This is a genomic window from Janthinobacterium sp. RA13 (genome assembly GCF_000745325.1).
GTDB classification, from domain to species: Bacteria; Pseudomonadota; Gammaproteobacteria; order Burkholderiales; family Burkholderiaceae_D; genus Janthinobacterium; species Janthinobacterium rivuli.
This window is the reverse complement of sequence record NZ_JQNP01000001.1, coordinates 1,445,031-1,463,190: the sequence shown is the minus strand read 5'-3', so window position 1 is coordinate 1,463,190 and position 18,160 is coordinate 1,445,031. Positions and strand designations below refer to the sequence as shown.

Below are 18,160 nucleotides of genomic sequence, written 5' to 3'. Positions count from 1 at the left end.
AGGCAGTCAGTGCTTGACTGCCTGACACAAAAAACGCCGCCGGAAGCGATTCCGGCGGCGTTTTTCATTTCCCCTCAGGGTTATTTGTAGTGCTTGTAGACTTCGGTGCTGCCATTGTTCTTGACCAGCAGGACGTCATACGCATCCTTGCGCGGTCCTTCCATGCCTGGCGAACCCATCGGCATAGCCGGCACGGCCAGGCCTTTGGCCTTGGGTTTCTCGCGCAGCAACTGCTTGATTTCGCTGGCCGGTACATGGCCCTCGATGGCGTAGCCGTTGACGAGGCCCGTGTGGCAGGAGCCGAGCGCGTCGGGAATGCCGGCCAGCTTGCGGTATTGCGCCGGCATCTCGACATTTTTCGCGCGCACCGTAAAGCCGTTCGCTTCCAGGTGCTTGATCCATGCGGAACAGCAGCCGCACGAGGCGCTCTTGTAGACTTCAATGACGGGCAGGGCCGCCATGGCGAACGTGGGCAGGCCCAGCATGGCGGCGAAGGCGCCGCGCACTAATAAATGTTTGATCATGTGCTGCTTTCAGACGAAGTAGGTCTATCGTGGCCACCTCGGTGGCCTGTGTGGGACGTGCTTGGGGCTATGCGGAAAGCGGTCTCGGCGGCCGGCGCGGGCCGTCGGGAATGAATCCGGTCGGCAAGGTGGACGTTGCGATGGCGACTTGTTGCGCGCCGGTGCAGGGCACGGCAGGCAGGGCGAGGCAGGGCGGCATCAGCGCGCCCGCGCAAAAACTGGAGCAGGCGCCGCATGCGGGGTGCTTGGCAGGGGGCTTGTTGTCTTCTGGCGTGCTGGCGCTGTCCGCGGCGTGATGCTGGCAGGCGGCCGGCACTGCGGCGGCAGGCGCGGCTGCGAAAGGCGCGCACGCCAGCATGGAGTCCGCAGCGGCCGTTTGCAGTGGCACCGCCGTGATCAACAGCAGGATCACCCATGTTTTGAAGAGTCTCAGCATCGCGGAAAGTATAGCATGCGCGACTGTCGCCAAGGGCGGGCGTGGGCTAGCGCGAGGCGGCGGCCAGCACCTTCGAAGCGTACATGGCCCGGTCCGCATGGCGCAGCAACTGCTGCGTGGTATCGCCGTCTTCCGGATAGTGGGCCACGCCGATGCTGACGGCGATCTGCAATTGCTGTCCGTTGCCCAGGTGCAGCGGCGCAGCCAGGGCCGCATGGATCTTTTGCTCGATCAGGCTGACGTCCACCGGCGCGGCATTGCTTTCCAGAAGCACGACGAATTCATCGCCGCCCATCCTGGCCAGGGTGTCGGTTTCACGCATGCAATCGCGCAGGCGGCTCGCCACCGTTTGCAGCAGCAGGTCGCCACAGGCATGGCCGTGCTCGTCGTTGACCCGCTTGAAATTGTCGAGGTCGAGAAACAGCAGCGACAGCCGGCCTTCCTGGCGGTGCGCGCGCGCGAACGCCGTGTGCAGGCGGTCGTGGAACAGACGGCGGTTCGGCAATCGGGTCAGCTCGTCGTGCATGGCCATGAACTGCATTTGCGTCTGCAACTGGCGCCGCTCGATGGCGGTGGCAAGTTGCTTGGCAACAAATTGCAGCAGATCCTGGTCTTGCGCCGAGCCGATGACGGCGTCCTGGCCCCCTTGCAGGGCCAGCGCGCCGATGCTGCCCAGGGAAGAATACAGCGGCACGGCCAGCCAGCACGAGGACAGGGCGCAGGCCGCCGTTTGCAGCGCCGCCGGCAGGCCGGCCAGTTGGCCCGCCTGCAGACGCAGCGGACGGCCGCTGCGCAGCACTTCGTCGCACAGCAGGCTGGCCAGCGACGAGGTTGGCTGGGGCGCGCTGTCGTCGGCATGCGAGGTCATCGGAGCTTGCACGCCGTGTTCGTCATGCAGCAGCAAGGTCAGGCTGCGCGTCGGCAAGTGTTCGCCGATGATGAGCTGGATGCGGTGCAGCAAGGCGGGCAAGTCTTGCGTCGCCTGCATGGCTTCGGAGATGGCGTACAGCGCAGCCTGCTTTGCCTGCGCCTGTTTCAGCAAGGTGATGTCGCGCGCCACCGCCACGCGCAGCTGGTCGGCGGCGGACCAGCGGGCGGACCACATGATGTGCGCCAGGCTGCCATCCTTGCGCAGGTAGCGGTTCTCGAAGTGCGTCTGCGCATGGCCATCCATGATGGCTTGCGCGGCGGCCAGGGTGCGCGCGCGGTCGGCGGGAGCGACCAGGTCGAGCATGCGCTTGCCGATCATTTCCTGCTGCGTATAGCCGAAGATGCGTTCGCAGGCGGCGCTGACGAAAACAAAGCGCCCCTCCACGTCGACCATGCACACGGCATCGAGCAACAAGTCGGTAAAGCTGGCCAGCGGGGCGTGCAGAATCTTGTGTTCCATATTGGCATTTTAATGGACATTCCCGGCAGAGATTCAACTTGTTGTGGGTAGTCAAGGCTGGCGGCATGAAAATGTTTCATTTCCCCGACGCTCATGCTTTGTCGTTTCTTGCCGTTAATGCAGTATTGCCATGCAGTACTTGCCATCACGCCAGATAACATGACGCCAGGTTTGCCTGGCGCCAGGTGATTGCAAAAAAACTAACCATATCGAACTTTTATGATGCCTCTTCTCTCCATTTGCAAGGTGACAGCGCCATGACCTCCATTTCTCCACTGTCCAACTGGAATAGCGCCCCGTCACGGGCCTCCGCCACCACGTCGAACCGCCCGGAGGCGCCGGCGCCCGCATCTACGCCGTCTGCCATCGTCGCGCTCAGCCCGGAGAGCGTGAACGACGGCAAGCCGGCAGCGTTCGTGAAAGCGCCCATGGTGTGGGAAAGCACGACGCGCGACAAGGTCAGCGAAGCGATGACGAAGAGTTTCTCGTCGTACGCGTTTGGCGGCCGCTTCAGCGGCCTGGGCGCGGCCATGCTGGGACAGGCCAAGCTGGGAAACTATAATTTCTCGCAGGCGATGCGGCAGCCGCCGCCAAGCACCACGCCGAATATCTATGGCGCATCCGGCATCGCGCCCGGCAGCCTGCATGGCAATGGCGAAGACCGGGTGTCCCTCAGCATCACCACCAAGAGCGGCGTCGAAGTCAAGCTGTCGCTCGACAGCCAGGGCGACGGCCTGGCCGTGAACATGACGACCAGCGGCGACCTCAGCGACGCTGAAGCGCGCGCCCTGGGCGAGCTGGCGAAAGGTTTCCAGGAAGCCATCGACGGCATGGGACAAAGTACGCCGAAAATCAAGCTGGAAGGCTTGATGCAGTTCGACCAGCAGGTGCTCGAGTCGGTGAAGCTGCATGCGGAAGTGAAGGTGCGCGGCGAGCCGGAAAGTGTTCAAACCCTCGATTTCCAGGCTGATGGCGCACAGCGCAAAGTCAGCTTCAGCGGCTTGGCCGGCAGCGTCGACCTGAAGGTCGACGCCAGCCAACTCAATACCCTGGGTAGCAAGGAGCGCCAAGCCAAGGCGCTGGACAGTTACATGAAACAGTTCGACCAGGCGGCGTCGCGCGGCCATGGCGACGCGGGCCTGGTGTCCATGCTCAAGGATAGCTTCACTGCCTTGCACAGCAACGCCGCCGCGCCACAGGTGGCCACGGACAATCCCGCGACGGGCAAATGGCGCCTGGCGGCCGAGGACAAGTCCATCCTGACGGGACTGGCCGATTTCAGCGCCTCCGTGTCGCAAACCGTGAAATTCAGCAATCCCATGCGCAGTGCGGAAAGGGATGGCTTCAATTATGAAGTGTCGCAAAAGACGGAGCAGGCCGGCGCCAGCCAGGACGAGCGGTCGATCCGGCAGCAGCAGCAATCGAAGCTGAGCGCCAGCTTCCATGAAACGCTCGTCCCCGGCGTGCCGCTGCGCCTGCTGGACAATACGGAATCGCAGAACTATACCTACCATCAGATCGAGGATACGGCCAGCAGCGATGCGCAAGTGGCGTACAAGGATGGCAAGATGGTCAAGGCGAGCTTGCGGCAGGAGGGCAACCAGTCCGAGCGCGTCATGAAGTATTTCCTGGGCAAGCTGGAATCGGACAAGACCACGCCAGGCAACTACTCCGTGCTGCGCGACTTGCTGCCCGTGCTGGGGCCTTACAAGACGGACGAGCTGGGCATGACTCCAGAGAAAAAGGCGGAGCAGCGCCAGCAGGCGATGCTGACCTTGAGCGACGACGTGCTGCTGCAGTCGTATGCGGGCATGACCATCAGCACGTGGCGAGCCGATATGCTGCAGGACGAGGGCGGAGCCACTGCCACCTAGAAACGGCAGCCTCCAATGTCAAAAGCCCGTCTGCGAAGACGGGCTTTTTGTTTGCCGATTGCAAAATACAGCGCAAGCCTATGCCCTGGCCTTGCTTTGCTTGATCCAGTAACCGACGCCCAGCGCGGCGAGCCACACGGGGATCAGGTAGACGGAAATGCGCAGGCCTGGCGTCAAATACATGATCACCAGAATGCCGGCCAGGAACACCAGGCACAGGTAGTTGGTGAACGGGTAGCCCAGGCTCTGGAACAAGGTCGTCTTGCCTTCGATTTTTTTCTGCGCGCGGAAGCGCAAATGGATCCAGCTGATCATGGCCCAGTTGATGATCAGCGCCGACACGACGAGGCCCATCAGTACTTCGAACGCTTCGCCCGGCATGAAGTAATTGACCACTACGCAGGCGCCCGTCGCCAGGGCCGATACGCCCAGCGCCACCAGCGGCACGCCGCGGCGGTTCAGGTGCAGCAGCGCGCGCGGCGCATTGCCTTGCTTGGCCAGGCCGAACAGCATGCGCGTGTTGCAGTACACGCCGCTGTTGTAGACGGACAGGGCGGCCGTCAGCACCACCACGTTCAGGGCCGTGGCCACCAGGTTGCTGTCAAGCGCATGGAAGATCAGCACGAAGGGGCTGCCGCCGGTGACGACGTTTTGCCACGGGTACAGCGACAGCAGGATGCCCAGCGCGCCGATATAGAAAATCAGGATGCGGTAGATGGCCTGGTTGGTGGCGCGCGGAATCGTCGTGCTCGGATCGTCCGCCTCGGCCGCCGTGATGCCCACCAGTTCCAGGCCGCCGAACGAAAACATGATGACGGCCATGGCCATCACCAGTCCCTGCCAGCCATTCGGGAAGAAGCCGCCGTGCTGCCACAGGTTGGCCACCGAGGCTTGCGGACCCGCGTCGCCGGAAGCGAGCAGGTATGCGCCGAACACGATCATGCCGATGATGGCGACCACCTTGATCAGGGCGAACCAGAATTCCATCTCGCCGAAAGCCTTCACATTGAGCAGGCTGATGGCGTTGATGACGCAAAAGAAGATCAGCGCCGAGACCCAGGTGGGCACGTCCGGCCACCAGTACTGCACATAGATGCCGACGGCCGTCAGTTCGGCCATGCTGACGAGCACATACAGCACCCAGTAATTCCAGCCCGACAGGAAGCCGGGCAGGTGCCCGCAGTATTTGTCGGCAAAATAGCTGAAGGAGCCGGCGACGGGTTCGTCGACCACCATCTCGCCCAGCTGGCGCATGATCAAAAAGGCGATGACGCCGGCGATGCCGTAGCCCAGCAGAACCGAGGGGCCGGCCATCTTGATGGTTTGCGCGATGCCCAGAAACAGGCCGGTGCCGATGGCGCCGCCCAGGGCGATGAGCTGGATGTGGCGGCTTTTCAGGCCGCGCTTGAGCTCTTGTGGTTCGGTATTCCCGACTGCCGTCATATGTTTTATCCTGTTTTTACGGGGCTGAGGTCGCTGATTCTAAAGCATGCACGGGCAAAGCAGGAGCGAAATGCATGTTGCACTGCGGAGGCGCAAGAAAAGCCCCGCATCTTCGCCGAACGGCGCGCAAAACGGCGGCCCAGGCGTCCGCTTTACGTGCCTGCCGCGACGATGGCTGGTTCGTACACGGCCAGGAACTCGGGCGGCAGGCGGCGCGCGCGCCCGCTGCTCAATTCGATGCAGATCAAGTCCCAGCGTCCACGCACGACGGTGACGCCGTCGCTGTCGCGGATCAGCTGGAAGCGCCGTTCCATGCTGGAGCGGCCATCGCTGGCGCACAGCCAGGTGGCCAGGGTCAGCGCTTCGCCGGCCCGCGTCGGCAGCAGGTAGTCGTATTCGCCGCGGCGTATCGCCATGGCCCGGTCCAGGCGCCGGTAATCGTCGAGGTCCAGCCCCAGGGTGGCCGAATGGTGCCAGGCGATATGCTCGCACCAGCGCACGTAGACGGCGTTGTTGGTGTGCTGCAAGCCATCGATGTCGCCCGCTTCGGGCGTGACGGGCAGGGTGTGGGCCTGCGGATAATCCCAGTTCAATTGCAATCCTTTCGAGACGGTGGCGGCTGATTGTACGGCCTGGCGGCGCATGCCGTCTTCGGCGCACGCAGGGAAAAACACCGTTTTTCACATTGATGTATGATGCATCATAATTTTTCAACGATCAAACACACGCATGAACCATCAACTGGACAGTCTGGTGCACGTCAATCTGGGCAAGTCCGTATACGCCATGCTGCGCGAAGCGCTGGCGGCCGGGCGCTTCCAGCCGAATGACCGGTTGCGCATCCGTGAGCTGGCGCTGCAGCTGGGCACGAGCGTGACGCCCGTGCGCGACGCCATGCTGCAGCTGGTGCAGGAAGAGGCGCTGGTGCTGCGCTCGCCCCGTGACTTCCGCGTGCCCGTGCTGAGCGTGGCGCGCTACCTGGAAATCCGCGCGCTGCGCCTGGAACTGGAAGGCCTGGGCGCGTTCGAAGCGGCGCAGCGCATCGACGACGCTACCCTGGCCGACCTGGAGCGCCTGCTGCAGGCGAATGAAGAGGCCATCGCGCGCCACGACCTGGCGGCGGCCCTGCAATGCAACCAGGCGTTTCACCTGGGCTTGGCGCAGGCGGCCGGCATGCCGACCTTGAAACGCTTCGTCGACCATTTGTGGATGCAGACGGCGCCCCTGATCGCCGCCGGCTACGCCAGCTTTTCGCCCGACATGCGGGTGGGTCATCATCACGCCATCATCAGCGCGCTGCGCCAGCGCGACGGCGCGGCCGCGCGACGCGCCATCGAACAGGACATCCTCGATGGCGGCACGCAGATGCTGGCCTATGTCATGCGCCAGGAGCGCATCCACGCCGGCGCAAGCGAACAAGAACAGAACGAGGAAGAACATGACGCACATTGAGCACAAGATTGAACAGAAAATGGAACAGAAAACCGCCATCGTCACGGGCGCCAGCCGCGGCATCGGCCACGCCGTCGCGGAACGCTTCCGCAGCCTGGGCTGGCGGGTCATCACCGTCTCGCGCAGCCCGATTCCCGGCGGTTGCCCACGCAGCCAGGAGCACAACACGCATGTGTGCATGGACTTGTCGGACCTGAGCCAGATCGGACAGATGGTCGAGACGCTGCGCCCCATGCTGGGCGACTCGAAACTGCACGCCCTGGTCAACAATGCGGGCGTGTCGCCGAAAGGACCGGGCGGCTCGCGCGTCAATTCGCTGACCACCGACATGCAGACGTGGCAGGAAATGTACAACACCAACTTTTTTGCGCCGCTGGCCCTGACGCGCGGCTTCGCGCAGGAATTGTCGAACGCGCATGGCGCCGTCGTGAACCTGTGCTCGATCGCCGGCTACCGCGTGCACCCGTTTGCCGGCTCCGCCTACGCCAGTTCGAAGGCGGCGCTGGCGTCGCTGACGCGCGAAATGGCCAACGACATGGCGCCGCTGAATGTGCGCGTCAACGCGATCGCACCGGGCGAAATCGACACGGCCATCCTGTCGCCTGGCACTTCGCACATCGTCGACACGCAAATTCCCCTGCGCCGCCTGGGCACGACGGCCGAAGTGGCCGATTTGGTGGAGTTCCTGTGCAGCGAGCGCGCCTCGTACATCACGGGCGCGGAAATTCCCATCGACGGCGGCCAGCGCATTTAGAGCCTGTCCCGGTAGCCGGCGCGGATGGCGCCTGCGAGGCGTCAGTGCGCGTCCAGCTGCGCCTGCAGCGCGGCCACCACCAGCGCGTGGTCGTCCGCCTGCGCCAGGCCGGAAACGGTCACCGTGCCGACCAGTCCCACGCCGCGTATCAGCAGGGGAAAGGCGCCGCCGTGGCCCGCGTATTCGATGTCATCGAGGTATTTCACGTCTTCGAAGGTGCTGCCGCGGCTTTTATACGAGATGCCCATGTAATAGGAACTGCGGCAAAAGCGCTGCACCGTATTGTTCTTGCGGCGTATCCAGTCCGCCTGGTCGGCCGTGGCGCCCGTCATGGCGTGGTGGAACAGCACTTGGCCGTTGCGCGTGATGTTGACGGTGATGGCCTTGCCCCGCTTGCGCACTTCTTCGACGATCCACAGGCCCACGGCCAGCGCGGCGTCGTTGTCGAAGCGTTCGAATTGCAGGGTTTCTTCCTGCTGCGCCAGGGTTTGCAGCAAATCGGCGTAATGATCCATCGTCAGGGAGTCGGGTAGTGGCTGGAAGCGCTACTGTAGCGCACCATGGGGCGGCCGCGCGCGCTTTTTCCATGGCGCGGCTAAAATAGGCGGCATGAACCTGTCCCTGTTCGCCGATGAAGAACAAGTCCCGGCCGGCCCCGTGCCGCTGGTGCCGGGCTCGTGCGCGTCCGTCCTGCTGCGCGCTTTCGCGCTGCCTTACCTGGACGAGCTGCTGCCGGCCCTGGACGCCATCGTGCTGGCCGCGCCCCTGCGCCACATGGCCACGCCGGGCGGCTTGCGCATGTCGGTTGCCATGAGCAATTGCGGCCCTCTTGGCTGGGTCACGGATGGACGCGGCTACCGCTATGCGCGGCGCGATCCGGACAGCGGTCTTCCCTGGCCGCCGATGCCGCCCGTGTTCCTGCGCCTGGCGCAAGAGGCGGCGCAGGCGGCCGGCTATCCGGGCTTTGTTCCCGACGCCTGCCTGCTCAACCGTTACTCGCCAGGCGCGCGCATGGCCCTGCACCAGGACCGCGATGAATGCGATTTCAACGCGCCCATCGTCTCCGTCTCGCTTGGTTTGCCCGCCACCTTCCTGTTTGGCGGCGCCGAGCGGGCCGACAAGGCGGCGCGCATCGGCCTGCTGCACGGCGACGTGGTGGTGTGGGGCGGCGCCGACCGCCTGCGCTTCCACGGCGTGGCGCCGCTGAAGGAAGGTGAACACGCCGTACTGGGCGCACAGCGTATCAATCTGACGTTTCGCAAGGCCAGCTGACCCGTCAATATGCCCCATTAATGCAAGTTGCTTGCAAATATGGTGATTTTTCTTCATGATATGCAACTTGTTTGCATATGGAGTCATCCCATGAAGCGCGATTCGATTTCCTCGCCCCTGCCTGACGTGGCGGCCGGCCCCCATCTGGGCAGCCCCCTGCCGCTCGAGTGGGTCGGCATGCAGGGCATCGCCTTGCCCCTGTGGCTGGAAGAGGGCGGGCAGGCGCAGCAAGTGCATGCCTGGGCCGACGTGCAAGTCGATTTGCCCGACCCGTACGTCAAGGGCATCCACATGTCGCGTTTGTATCTGCTGCTCGATGCGTTTGCCGCCGCGCAGCCGCTCGATGCGGGAGGGCTGGCCGCCGTGCTGCGGCGCATGGTGGACAGCCATGCCGATTGCGGCAGCACGCAGGCGCGCCTGGCGCTGGCGTTTCCCTTGCTGCGGCGCCAGCCGGCGCTGCTGACGGCGGGCTTGTCGGGCTGGAAATCGTATCCCGTGCGCCTGCAGGCCAGTGTTACTCCGCAGGGCTTTGCGCTGTCCCTGACGGTGGAGATCGGCTACTCGTCGACTTGCCCATGTTCGGCGGCGCTGTCGCGGCAACTGCTGGCCGACGCCTTCGCGGCGCGGTTCGGCGCGGGCGGCATCCACGGCGCGGCCGCGCGCGCCTGGCTGCAGGAACACGCGAGCCTGGCCACGCCGCACAGCCAGCGCAGCACGGCGACGGTCACCGTGTCATTGACGGAGCAGGCGGAGCTGGAGCTGTTCCCCCTGATCGACCTGGTGGAGGCGGCGCTGGCGACGCCGCTGCAGACGGCCGTGAAACGGGCGGACGAACAGGCGTTCGCGCGCCTGAATGGTGCTAACCTGATGTATGTGGAAGATGCGGCCCGCCGCGTGCAGGCGGCGCTGGCGCCACGCCATCCGCAGGCGCGTGTTACCGTACGGCATATGGAAAGCCTGCATCCGCACGATGCCGTGGCGCAGGCGGGCAAGCTTGCCGGAGATTACTAGTCAACCACCGTGGAGGAGGACAGCATGCCGGAGAAAATCGAGCGGGAAGTCAATGATGACAGCCTGGAAGCGGAGCTGGAACGCGAACGGCGCGAGCATGCGCTGATTGACGAGGAAAAGCTGGGTATGGACGAGCTGGAAGAGGAGCGGCTGAAGCGGGAACGCCAGCCGGGCGGTCACTAACGTCAAGGCAATGTTATCAGCGCTGGCATCGCGCCGTGCTGCCCGGTACAATTTCGCTTTGTCCTTCTCCCCCAACCCCGGAGGCCCATGAAATATCGCGCATTGTTCCAGTTTATCCTCGGCCTGACGGCCGCCACCCTGGCCGCTTCGCAGGCCCGGGCCGCCACCATCTGCACGGCCATGGCCGATGCCAAAACGGGCGCCGTCTTGCTGCAAGAGGGCAATTGCCTCGACAGAGTCACCCCCGCATCCACGTTCAAGATCGCGCTCAGCCTGATGGGCTATGACGCCGGCTTCCTCAAGGACGAGCACAAGCCGGCCCTGCCGTACCGCCAGGGCTACGTGGACTGGGGCGGCGAAGCCTGGCGCCAGGATACGGACCCGTCGCGCTGGATGCAGTATTCCGTCGTCTGGTATTCGCAGCAGATCACGCAGGCGCTGGGCGCCGAGCGCTTCCAGAAATACGCGAAGGCTTTGCGCTATGGCAATGCGGACGTCTCGGGCGATCCGGGCAAGGACAACAGCCTGGAGCGTTCGTGGATCAGTTCTTCGCTGAAAATCTCTCCGCTGGAACAGCTGGGGTTCTTGCGCAAGCTGGTCAATTACCAGCTGCCCGTGACGAAACAGGCGATGGAAGCAACGCAGCGCCTGACCCGCCTGGCGGACGTGGGCGGCTGGCAAGTGCATGGCAAGACGGGCGCCGCCTTCCCGCGCAAGGCCGACGGCAGCTTTGACGAAGCGCATGGCTACGGCTGGTTCGTGGGCTGGGCCAGCAAGGGCGAGCGCAGCATCGTCTTTGCGCGCCTGGTGCAGGACGAGCAGAAGGGCCAGCAGTCCGCAGGCCTGCGCACGCGCGAAGCCATGCTGAAAGAATTGCCGGCCTTGCTGGAGCAGGCGCAGAAGTGACGGCCAGCATCGTTGCCGCCACCTTCATCGCCTCCGAGGGAGCGTACCTGGAAGCCGTCATCGAGGTGGATGGCCAGCGCCTGCACGTGATGGACGAGTTCGGCGGCGCGCAGATGGCCGCCGGCACGCACGTCCAGCTCGAACTGTGGCCCATGGCCAGCGAACTTGACGACTGGGACGCCATCTTCCGCGCCAACCCGGGTGAAGAAAAGCGCTTGCAGCGCCTTGATGGCTGGCGCTATCTGGCGCTGGGCGTCGTGACCCAGGTCGATCCTGTCATCTGCGATTGCGGCCTGCTGCAACTGGAAAACCCGTTTACGACGCATGACGCGCGCTGCGTGGGCGCGTATGTCGGCGTCACCCTGGCGCGCCTCGATGCTTGCCTGGCGTAAAATCCGGCCCGCTTTGTTGCCCGCCCTATATACTTGCTGAAACGGATTTTCCGGCATCAGACAAGGTTACAAGCATGGCATCAGGCATGGAGCAGTTTCAGGAAAAAGCACGGCAGGCATGGACATGGGCGCGCGCGCAAGCCTTGCGCATGGCGGGAGTGGTGTGGACAAAGGCGGTGGCGCTGTACCGGCGTGGCCACGCGCACCTGATGACCCTGCCGCCCGTACGGCGCGCGCTGGTGCTGGGGCTATGGTCTTTCCTGGCCGTGCTGGCGCTGCTGACCGTGTACATGCTGTTGCTGATTCCCCTCACGCCCAGCATCCACGACTTGCGCCAGGCGCGCGCGGCCGCGCCGAGCACCATGGTCAGCGCCGGCGGCGAGGAGCTGGCCCGCTTCGACCAGGGCTTGCAGGAACGGGTCACCTTGAAGCAGATTTCGCCGAACGTGATCAGCGCCTTGATCTCGACGGAAGACCACCGTTTCTATGACCACCACGGCATCGATTTTACGCGCACGGCAGGCGCCGTCTTGCACACCGCAAGCGGCAACCCCCAGGGCGGTTCCACCATCACGCAGCAACTGGCGCGCAATATGTTCCCCGAGGAAATCGGCCGCTCGCGCAACCTGAACCGCAAGCTGAAGGAGCTGATCACGGCCCTGAAAATCGAGGCCACCTACAGCAAGACGGAAATCCTGGAAGCCTATCTGAATACGGTACCCTTCCTGTACAACACTTACGGCATCGAAATGGCGGCCCGCACCTACTTCGACAAGCCCGCCTCGCGCCTCGATATCCTGGAAAGCGCCACCCTGGTCGGCATGCTCAAGGGCACGAATTACTACAATCCCGTCGGCAACCCGGAACGTTCCCTGCAGCGCCGCAACGTGGTGCTGGGGCAGATGCGCAAGCACGACGTCATCGACGAGGCACGCTATAAACAGTTGATCAAGCGTCCGCTGCGCCTGCATTTCGAGCGCCAGAGCGAGCGGGCGCAATCGGACAGCCATTTCACGGCCTATGTGCGCAAGTGGCTGATCGACTGGGCCGACGAAAACGACTACAACCTGGAGCGCGACGGCTTGATTGTGCACACCACGCTCGACCACGATTTGCAGCAGGCGGCCGAGCGCGCCGTCGAGCGCCAGGCGAATGCCTTGCAGGCGATTGCCGACGTGGAATGGAGCCGCGCCGGCGTGCCGTCGTCCACCTCGACGGGCATGTACGCGGGCATGCAGGGCGGCAGCGTGCCCTTCGATTATTTCTGGAAATCGCATCCTGGCTTGCTCGACAGCTTCGTGCGCGAGTCGGCTGACTACCGCAAGCTGACGGCGGCCGGCGGCACGCCCGAGGCGGCGCTGGCGCAACTGAAGGGCGACCGCGCCTTCATGGCGGCCCTGCGCAAGTCGAAGACGCGCCTGGAAGCGGGCTTTACGGCCATGGATCCGGCCACGGGCGCCGTGCGCGCCTGGGTGGGCAGCCGCGACTTTGCGCGCGAACAGTTCGACCACGTGTCGCAGGCGGCGCGCCAGCCCGGCTCGACCTTCAAGCCCATCGTGTATGGCGCGGCGCTGGAAAAGGGTTTAAGTCCCGAGCACGTCTACCGCGATGAAGTGATGGATATCAAGGCGGCCGACGGCACCAAATGGCGCCCGACGGACATGAGCGGCACGACGGGGCGCGACATGACCATGCGCGATGGTCTCGTCTACTCGAAAAACACCATCACGGCGCAAGTGATGCAAGACGTCGGCTTGCCGCCGATCATCAAGCTGGCGCGCGCGCTCGGCATCCGCGACAGCAAGCTGGAAAAAGTGCCGTCGCTGGCGCTGGGCACCAGTCCCGTCACCTTGCTGGAAATGGTCAACGCCTACGCCAGCATCGCGGCCCAGGGCGAGGCGCGCCTGCCGTTTGTCGTCACGCACATCACCGACCGTGAAGGCAAGGTCATCGCCCGCTTCGGCGAAGACAAGCCCAAGCGTGCCATGCAGGAAGCATCGGCCGCCACCCTGACGGACATGATGCGCGGCGTGATCGACCGCGGCACGGGCACGGCCATCCGCAGCCGCTTCGGCATCCGTTCCGACGTGGCCGGCAAGAGCGGCACCACGCAAAACAATGCGGACGGCTGGTTTATTTTGATGCATCCGGAACTGGTGGGCGGCGCCTGGGTCGGCTTCAATGACGCGCGCGTCACCATGCGCAGCAATTACTGGGGCCAGGGCGGCCACAACGCCGTGCTGGTGGTGGGCGACTTCTTCAAGACGGCGCTCGACACGGGAAAACTGTCGCGCGACGCCATCTTCCCTGGCGGCAAGCCACCGCCGCCGCTGCGCCACGTGGAGCCGGTCGACGAGCCCGAGGATGAACCGGTGGAAGAGCCGGGTGACTTGCTGCAAGAGGGCGCACCGCCAGCGCCGCTGGCCATGCCGCCCGAAGGCGAGGGCGGGCAGGAGTCGCATGGCAAGGCGGTGCAAGAGGCGGCGCCTGCGCCTGCTCCCGCAGCGCAGCCGGTGCCGGCGCCGCAAGGATAAGCGCCGCCATGGCGATTTCAACCATTGCAAAGAATAATCATGACCTCACCGAAGCCCACGCTGCGCCTGATACTCGGTGACCAGCTCAATGCGCGGCATCGCTGGTTCACCGAGGTCGATGGCGCCACCATCTATGTCTTGATGGAAGTGCGGCAAGAAACCGATTATGTGCTGCATCATGCGCAGAAAATCCTGGCGATCTTCGCTGCCATGCGCGAGCTGGCGCGCCAGTTGCGCCAGCTCGGCCACACCGTGCATTACATCGCCATCGACGACGTGGCAAGCACGCTGTCGATACCGGACAATATCGAAGCGCTGATACGCCACTATGACGCCGCCGCCTTCGAATACCAGGCGCCCGACGAGTGGCGCCTTGACCAGCAGCTGTACCAGGCCGGGCGCCGTTCGCGCATTCCATGGCTGATGGTCGACAGCGACCATTTCTACACGGCCCGCCACGAGGCTGCCGATATTTTCGCCGGACGCAAGCAGTGGCTGATGGAGTTTTTCTACCGCCAGATGCGCAGCACGCATCAGGTGCTGATGGAAGACGCGAAAAAGCCCGTCGGCGGCCAGTGGAACTTCGATCACGATAACCGCAAGCCCTGGCGCGGCACGCCCGCCGAGCCGCAGGATCCGCGCACCGTGCATGACCATTCTCGGCTATGGCAAAGCATCGTCGCCGCAGGCGTGAAGAGCTTCGGCGCGCCGCATGCCGAGCGGCTGGCGTGGGCGCTGAACCGGGATGAAGCGCTGCAGCAGCTCGATGCCTTCATCGAGCGGGGCTTGCCGCATTTTGGCGACTTCCAGGATGCGATGAGCGTCAAGGCGTGGCGCTTGTTTCATTCCCTGCTGTCGTTCGCGCTGAACGTGAAAATGCTCAACCCGCGCGAAGTCGTCGCCAGGGCGCAAGCGGCTTATCAGGCGGGCCATGCGCCGCTGGCCGCGGTCGAGGGTTTTATACGCCAGATACTGGGATGGCGCGAATATGTGCGCGGCGTGTATTGGGCCCATATGCCTGGGTATGCCGAGAAGAATTTCTTTGGCCATGCGCGCCCGCTGCCGGCATGGTTCTGGGATGGCAAGACGAAGATGCATTGCCTGTCGCAGGCGATCACCCAGTCGCTGGAACAGGCGCATGCGCATCACATCCAGCGCCTGATGGTGATCGGCAATTTCGCGCTGCTGGCCGGTCTCGATCCTGCCAGGGTGCATGGCTGGTACCTGGGCATTTATATCGATGCCTTCGAGTGGGTGGAACTGCCCAACACCGTCGGCATGAGCCAGTTCGCCGATGGCGGGCTGCTGGCCACCAAGCCGTATGTCTCCAGCGCCGCGTATATCGACCGCATGGGCGATTATTGCAAGGGCTGCCATTACGATAAAAAGGCGCGCATCGGCGAGCGCGCCTGTCCCTTCAATGCCCTGTACTGGGATTTTTTCCATCGCAACGCGGACACATTGGAACGCAATCCCCGCATAGGCATGGCGTATCGCCAGCTGGAGAAGATGGACGAGGCGGCAATCGCCGATTTCAAGGAACAGGCGCGCAAGATGCTGGCAAACCTCGATGCCTTGTAATACCCTGCTTATGGCAAGGCATTGCGCCTCAAGCCCGCTTCCCGCACGGTGGCAGTCTGCTTACCATTTGGGCTCACGTGACCAGCGTAGCACCGTGGCAAGCCCGATCTTCACCGTATAGTCCTCTCCCGTTTCATGCTCCAGCCACAGGATGCCGTCTTCGATGCTGACCCAGGCATCGACTATACGCGTGTCGAACGGCATCGCCGTGTCTTTGATATCAATCTTCATCCGTCCAGACTCAACATTGAGCGACCTTAATACCCGCGTCGTTCGCTGCGTAAACTCGATGACGTATGAAGTGTTTCTTTTTTTACCATCCGGAATGCTCACCCAAAATGCTTTGAATATCTTTTAAATATTACTATATAAAAATTTTCTCTAGCGCACGAAGGAATCGCTCGTCTGTTAAAAATTTCACTGGGAAATTTATATTATTCTAAATAAAATAAATTCCAGATGGGAATTAATGTTTCTTGTGGTTGGTAAATTATTTCTCAATGGAATATTGATTTTACATTTTTACAATTCCAAGCCTGTTGCATTATCTGAGTTGATGTAAGTCAATGTTTTTTGTGTATTGATTTTAGAATATATTCTTACTGCTAGGATATGGGGTCAGCAGTGGTTCAGTGAGTGATGTCTGCTTGAAGAAATAAAAAATACTTGGTACTGGAAAAGGATCAATCAAGGCGGTCTGTCGAATTGCGGCAGGCTGAAGCGGCAGCATACGGTGCTTGTCCCATACTTGACATGAATTTACATGGTAAATAAAAATTACATCGGTGGGCTCGCGCAGGTGGCGCTTGATCATCCCAGGCGGATCGATGCATTGATGGCACAAAAAATAGATGTGGCGATTATTTTCCAGGAAATGCTTGGCACCGCCGTGGCAGCCAAATATTTGCACACAAATGGCGTGCCGCTATCTGTCGCATTGCGCGTATTGGTATGCGAGCGCAGAAAAGACCCGTCGCCGCCAAAAATGATCGGAATTGAAAAAGGGTAGTTCCATTGCGCCCGTCCAGGCTGCCTGCGTGTCAGACCGTATTGCGCCGCAAGCCCGCTTCGCGCACAAACACTTGCAGCGCCGCCATGGTCTGCTGGTGCAGCGTTTTCAGTTCCGTTCTCAACTGCGGCGTGATGGCCAGGTTGCCGTTCGCTTCCTTGCGCACTGGCAGGCCCAGCGCTTGCGCCATTTCGACCGGGTAATTCGTGAAGTCGCCATACGGCCGCTTGCCGTCCACGGACGGGGTGGGCCAATAGCCTTCGGCCAGGTAGTCTTCCGCCGCCATGCCCAGCATTTCCAGCGACATCCACGACTGTTGCCGCAGCAGTGTCAGATGCTGCCTGGTCAGGGCGAACGGCGCCTTGCCGTTGGCATAGCTGCCTGGCTTCAGGTCGGCCATCTGCACGAAGTGGGGCAGCAGCAGCGCCGCTTCCATCAGGCGTTGCGCGGCCAGCGCCGCATCCTTGCTGGCGATGGCCTGCATGGCCAGTTGCAGGGTGTCGCCCTTGCCCAGCGGGTAGGCCGGATTGAGCATGGGCGCGCCGCTTTCCACAGGCGACCAGCCGATGTTGAAGCGCCGTATCAGCGCCAGATGCTGCACATTGAGTATTTTCGGCAGCGGAGCGTCGATGGTGGCCAGGATGCGCTGATGCACGGCGTTCGGCAGGTCCTTGTCTGCCGCGCGTGCAAGCACGGGCGAACACAGCAGGACGCCGGCGAGGCGCAGCAGCTGGCGCCGCAGGGGCTGGATCAGGCGCGGCATCATGGCGCCGTCAAGTCCTGGCGCTGGAACTCGATGCGGTTTTCCTGATAGTCCCACTTGGTGTAGGGCCCGAACACGCGCCGGTTTTCCTTGCTGTCGGCATTCGACAGCTCGCGCTTCATGCGGCGTACCAAAGCGGGATCCGTGAGCGGCGCCGTCGTGGCGGCGAACACGTCGTGCCGCACGCTCTGTTTGGCGTCGGCGCCGCGTGAGATGATGGTCAGCTTGCGTGAGGCGGGGTCGAAGTACACGCGCATGGCAAAGGTATTCATGTCCTGCAGATACAGGCCGTCGTCGCGCTGCTGGGCATAGAAATAATCGCCGCAGACGGCCTTCGGCTCGCGTTTCCACTCGCAGGACAGGGCGATCAGCAGGTGCCGCTCGTCGAGTTGCTTGACCGAAATGCGTCCTTTGGAGTAACCCCAGGTGCTGGCCGGCACGGTTGCCGACGAGGCCAGATTGTATTCGCCCACCAGCTTGGTCAGGGGAGCTTGCGCCGAGGCGCAAGCGCAAATTGTCAGGGCGGCTGCCGCTACGGCGCCGCGTATGCAGGAAAATGGAGTCATGATGGCCATAAAGAAAAGTTGCCATATTATAGATGGCAACTTGCCAAGATGGCCGCGCGCTTGCGCGGCG

At 62.9% G+C, this 18,160-nt stretch carries 20 protein-coding genes; 11 read left to right on the top strand and 9 right to left on the bottom strand.

Annotation, left to right across the window (positions count from 1 at the left end):
• Positions 1-80: 80 nt before the first annotated feature.
• From FG13_RS06315 to FG13_RS06305, 3 genes are all read right to left on the bottom strand, one after another.
• Positions 81-524, bottom strand: coding sequence for a DUF411 domain-containing protein (locus tag FG13_RS06315; protein WP_035819413.1), 444 nt, complete (start codon positions 522-524; stop codon positions 81-83).
• Positions 525-591: 67 nt separating this feature from the next.
• Positions 592-960 carry a hypothetical protein gene (locus FG13_RS06310; RefSeq protein WP_051958646.1) on the bottom strand — a complete coding sequence of 123 codons (369 nt, stop codon included), beginning with the start codon at positions 958-960 and terminating at the stop codon, positions 592-594.
• 46 nt (positions 961-1,006) lie between these two features.
• Entirely contained in the window at positions 1,007-2,350 is a 1,344-nt protein-coding gene (locus FG13_RS06305) for a sensor domain-containing protein (protein WP_035819410.1), read from the bottom strand.
• A gap of 257 nt (positions 2,351-2,607) precedes the next feature.
• Here FG13_RS06305 and FG13_RS06295 point away from each other — a divergent pair, with 257 nt between their 5' ends.
• Positions 2,608-4,224, top strand: coding sequence for a hypothetical protein (locus FG13_RS06295; RefSeq protein ID WP_152598698.1), 1,617 nt, complete (start codon positions 2,608-2,610; stop codon positions 4,222-4,224).
• A 78-nt stretch (positions 4,225-4,302) separates the two neighbouring features.
• Here the strand turns inward: FG13_RS06295 and FG13_RS06290 are convergent, their stop codons facing one another.
• Together FG13_RS06290 and FG13_RS06285 are read right to left on the bottom strand one after the other, a co-directional pair.
• Positions 4,303-5,667, bottom strand: coding sequence for an amino acid permease (locus tag FG13_RS06290; protein ID WP_035819407.1), 1,365 nt, complete (start codon positions 5,665-5,667; stop codon positions 4,303-4,305).
• 152 nt (positions 5,668-5,819) lie between these two features.
• Positions 5,820-6,311 (bottom strand): acyl-CoA thioesterase, encoded by a 492-nt coding sequence (locus tag FG13_RS06285; RefSeq protein ID WP_051959572.1) that lies wholly within the window; start codon positions 6,309-6,311, stop codon positions 5,820-5,822.
• An 85-nt stretch (positions 6,312-6,396) separates the two neighbouring features.
• Here FG13_RS06285 and FG13_RS06280 point away from each other — a divergent pair, with 85 nt between their 5' ends.
• Together FG13_RS06280 and FG13_RS06275 are read left to right on the top strand one after the other, a co-directional pair.
• Positions 6,397-7,119 (top strand): GntR family transcriptional regulator, encoded by a 723-nt coding sequence (locus FG13_RS06280; protein WP_051958643.1) that lies wholly within the window; start codon positions 6,397-6,399, stop codon positions 7,117-7,119.
• Positions 7,106-7,873 carry an SDR family NAD(P)-dependent oxidoreductase gene (locus FG13_RS06275; protein WP_235211678.1) on the top strand — a complete coding sequence of 256 codons (768 nt, stop codon included), beginning with the start codon at positions 7,106-7,108 and terminating at the stop codon, positions 7,871-7,873. The genes FG13_RS06280 and FG13_RS06275 overlap by 14 nt, the downstream gene beginning before the upstream one ends.
• A 41-nt stretch (positions 7,874-7,914) precedes the next feature.
• On the opposite strand, the gene FG13_RS06270 is transcribed toward FG13_RS06275, so the two are convergent.
• Positions 7,915-8,388, bottom strand: a complete 474-nt coding sequence (locus tag FG13_RS06270; RefSeq protein WP_035819405.1) for a heme-degrading domain-containing protein — start codon at positions 8,386-8,388, stop codon at positions 7,915-7,917.
• A 94-nt stretch (positions 8,389-8,482) separates the two neighbouring features.
• Here FG13_RS06270 and alkB point away from each other — a divergent pair, with 94 nt between their 5' ends.
• The 7 genes from alkB (at position 8,483) to FG13_RS06235 (ending at position 15,752) form a co-directional block, all read left to right on the top strand.
• A complete protein-coding gene (gene alkB / locus FG13_RS06265; RefSeq protein WP_035819402.1) occupies positions 8,483-9,145 on the top strand; it encodes a DNA oxidative demethylase AlkB in 663 nt (220 codons plus the stop codon).
• Positions 9,146-9,235: 90 nt separating this feature from the next.
• Positions 9,236-10,156: a GTP cyclohydrolase FolE2 gene (gene folE2, locus FG13_RS06260; protein WP_152598697.1), complete on the top strand. Its 921-nt coding sequence runs from the start codon at positions 9,236-9,238 to the stop codon at positions 10,154-10,156.
• 24 nt (positions 10,157-10,180) lie between these two features.
• The gene (locus FG13_RS30390) at positions 10,181-10,339 is read left to right on the top strand and encodes a hypothetical protein (protein ID WP_157814607.1); all 159 of its coding nucleotides are present in this window, start codon (positions 10,181-10,183) and stop codon (positions 10,337-10,339) included.
• A gap of 87 nt (positions 10,340-10,426) precedes the next feature.
• Positions 10,427-11,245 (top strand): class D beta-lactamase, encoded by an 819-nt coding sequence (gene blaOXA, locus FG13_RS06250; RefSeq protein ID WP_035819397.1) that lies wholly within the window; start codon positions 10,427-10,429, stop codon positions 11,243-11,245.
• Positions 11,242-11,637, top strand: a complete 396-nt coding sequence (locus tag FG13_RS06245; protein ID WP_035819390.1) for a hypothetical protein — start codon at positions 11,242-11,244, stop codon at positions 11,635-11,637. The genes blaOXA and FG13_RS06245 overlap by 4 nt, the downstream gene beginning before the upstream one ends.
• 74 nt (positions 11,638-11,711) lie before the next feature.
• Positions 11,712-14,171: a penicillin-binding protein 1A gene (locus FG13_RS06240; protein WP_035819389.1), complete on the top strand. Its 2,460-nt coding sequence runs from the start codon at positions 11,712-11,714 to the stop codon at positions 14,169-14,171.
• A 39-nt stretch (positions 14,172-14,210) separates the two neighbouring features.
• Positions 14,211-15,752 carry a cryptochrome/photolyase family protein gene (locus tag FG13_RS06235; protein WP_035819387.1) on the top strand — a complete coding sequence of 514 codons (1,542 nt, stop codon included), beginning with the start codon at positions 14,211-14,213 and terminating at the stop codon, positions 15,750-15,752.
• A 60-nt stretch (positions 15,753-15,812) separates the two neighbouring features.
• On the opposite strand, the gene FG13_RS30385 is transcribed toward FG13_RS06235, so the two are convergent.
• Positions 15,813-16,085: a hypothetical protein gene (locus FG13_RS30385; protein ID WP_161784152.1), complete on the bottom strand. Its 273-nt coding sequence runs from the start codon at positions 16,083-16,085 to the stop codon at positions 15,813-15,815.
• Positions 16,086-16,515: 430 nt separating this feature from the next.
• Here FG13_RS30385 and FG13_RS06230 point away from each other — a divergent pair, with 430 nt between their 5' ends.
• Positions 16,516-16,761: a hypothetical protein gene (locus FG13_RS06230; protein WP_035819385.1), complete on the top strand. Its 246-nt coding sequence runs from the start codon at positions 16,516-16,518 to the stop codon at positions 16,759-16,761.
• 31 nt (positions 16,762-16,792) lie between these two features.
• Here the strand turns inward: FG13_RS06230 and FG13_RS06225 are convergent, their stop codons facing one another.
• Together FG13_RS06225 and FG13_RS06220 are read right to left on the bottom strand one after the other, a co-directional pair.
• Positions 16,793-17,527 carry a hypothetical protein gene (locus tag FG13_RS06225; protein ID WP_051958641.1) on the bottom strand — a complete coding sequence of 245 codons (735 nt, stop codon included), beginning with the start codon at positions 17,525-17,527 and terminating at the stop codon, positions 16,793-16,795.
• Positions 17,524-18,090, bottom strand: a complete 567-nt coding sequence (locus tag FG13_RS06220) for a hypothetical protein (protein WP_035827452.1) — start codon at positions 18,088-18,090, stop codon at positions 17,524-17,526. Before FG13_RS06220 ends, FG13_RS06225 begins: the two co-directional genes overlap by 4 nt.
• Positions 18,091-18,160: the final 70 nt, after the last annotated feature.